The sequence below is a fragment of the Paenibacillus sp. YYML68 genome (genome assembly GCF_027923405.1).
In the GTDB taxonomy this organism is placed as follows: Bacteria; Bacillota; Bacilli; order Paenibacillales; family NBRC-103111; genus Paenibacillus_G.
In genome coordinates this window covers 692,501-695,000 of record NZ_BQYI01000001.1, presented here as the reverse complement: position 1 = coordinate 695,000, position 2,500 = coordinate 692,501, and the positions used below count along the sequence as shown (strand labels likewise).

Annotated in this window: 1 rRNA gene (only partly in view); it reads right to left on the bottom strand. The window is 54.5% G+C overall.

The annotated features are described in order from the left end of the window. Positions 1-2,500: ribosomal RNA gene (locus PAE68_RS03075) — 23S ribosomal RNA — on the bottom strand (it extends past both window edges: 143 nt to the left, 288 nt to the right).

Below are 2,500 nucleotides of genomic sequence, written 5' to 3'. Positions count from 1 at the left end.
TCAGCGCTTATCCCGTCCGTACTTGGCTATCCAGCCGTGCTCCTGGCGGAACAACTGGTACACCAGCGGTACGTCCATCCCGGTCCTCTCGTACTAAGGACAGCTCCTCTCAAATTTCCTACGCCCGCGACAGATAGGGACCGAACTGTCTCACGACGTTCTGAACCCAGCTCGCGTACCGCTTTAATGGGCGAACAGCCCAACCCTTGGGACCTACTTCAGCCCCAGGATGCGATGAGCCGACATCGAGGTGCCAAACCTCCCCGTCGATGTGGACTCTTGGGGGAGATAAGCCTGTTATCCCCAGGGTAGCTTTTATCCGTTGAGCGATGGCCCTTCCATACGGTACCACCGGATCACTAAGCCCGACTTTCGTCCCTGCTCGACCTGTTTGTCTCGCAGTCAAGCTCCCTTATGCCTTTGCACTCTTCGAATGATTTCCAACCATTCTGAGGGAACCTTAGGGCGCCTCCGTTACATTTTAGGAGGCGACCGCCCCAGTCAAACTGCCCACCTGACACTGTCCCCATACCGGATTACGGTACCAGGTTAGAACTCCGATACGATCAGGGTGGTATCCCAACGGCGCCTCCACCGAAGCTGGCGCTCCGGCTTCTCAGGCTCCCACCTATCCTGTACAGATCGTACCAAAGTCCAATATCAAGCTGCAGTAAAGCTCCATGGGGTCTTTCCGTCTTGTCGCGGGTAACCTGCATCTTCACAGGTATTAAAATTTCACCGGATCTCTCGTCGAGACAGCGCCCAAGTCGTTACGCCATTCGTGCGGGTCAGAATTTACCTGACAAGGAATTTCGCTACCTTAGGACCGTTATAGTTACGGCCGCCGTTTACTGGGGCTTCGGTTCACAGCTTCGGATTGCTCCTAACCGCTCCCCTTAACCTTCCAGCACCGGGCAGGCGTCAGCCCGTATACTTCGCCTTGCGGCTTCGCACAGACCTGTGTTTTTGCTAAACAGTCGCTTGGGCCTTTTCACTGCGGCCCCCTCGGGCTATTCACCCTACCGAGGCACCCCTTCTCCCGAAGTTACGGGGTCATTTTGCCGAGTTCCTTAACGAGAGTTCTTCCGCGCGCCTTAGCATGCTCTGCTCGCCTACCTGTGTCGGTTTGCGGTACGGGCACCTTCTCCCTGGCTAGAGGCTTTTCTTGGCAGCTTGAACTCATGACCTTCGGTACTTTTATTTCCCTCCCCGTCACAGCTCAGCCTTACGGTTAGCGGATTTGCCTACTAACCAGCCTCGCTGCTTGGACGGACATCCATCAGTCCGCGTCACTATCCTTCTGCGTCACCCCATTGCTCATAACGGTTCACGGTGGTACAGGAATTTCAACCTGTTGTCCTTCGACTACGCCTTTCGGCCTCGCCTTAGGTCCCGACTTACCCTGAGCGGACGAGCCTTCCTCAGGAACCCTTAGGCTTACGGCGGATCAGATTCTCACTGATCTTTTCGTTACTCATACCGGCATTCTCACTTGTATGCAGTCCACCAGTCCTCACGATCTAGCTTCTACCCGCATACAACGCTCCCCTACTGCCCTTAATGGACCCATAGCTTCGGTGGTGTGTTTAGCCCCGTTACATTTTCGGCGCAGAGTCACTCGACCAGTGAGCTATTACGCACTCTTTAAATGGTGGCTGCTTCTAAGCCAACATCCTGGTTGTCTGTGCAACTCCACATCCTTTCCCACTTAACACACACTTGGGGACCTTAGCTGATGATCTGGGCTGTTTCCCTCTTGACAATGGATCTTAGCACTCACTGTCTGACTCCCGGGTATACGTATGCGGCATTCAGAGTTTGACTGGACTTGGTAACCCTTGGCGGGCCCCGCACCCAATCAGTGCTTTACCTCCGCTACGCTAATCCCGAGGCTAGCCCTAAAGCTATTTCGGGGAGAACCAGCTATCTCCGAGTTCGATTGGAATTTCTCCCCTACCCCCACCTCATCCCCGAATTTTTCAACATTCGTGGGTTCGGGCCTCCAGTGCGTGTTACCGCACCTTCACCCTGGACAGGGGTAGATCACACGGTTTCGGGTCTACGTCTACGTACTTTAGCGCCCTATTCAGACTCGCTTTCGCTATGGCTCCGGCTTCTCACCTTAACCTTGCACGCAAACGTAACTCGCCGGTTCATTCTACAAAAGGCACGCCATCACCCCTGATTTTCCGAAGGAAATATCAAGACGGGCTCTGACTTCTTGTAAGCACACGGTTTCAGGTTCTTTTTCACTCCGCTCCCGCGGTTCTTTTCACCTTTCCTCACGGTACTGCTTCACTATCGGTCACCAGGGAGTATTTAGCCTTGGCAGATGGTCCTGCCGGATTCCGACGGGGTTTCACGTGTCCCGCCGTACTCAGGATCCCTCTAGGCATACGCTCGCTTTTGGCTACAGGGGTTTTACCTACTGTGCCGGGCCTTTCCAGACCGCTTCGCCTAACAAGCTTTTGCCACATCGAGGTCCTACAACCCCAAGGAG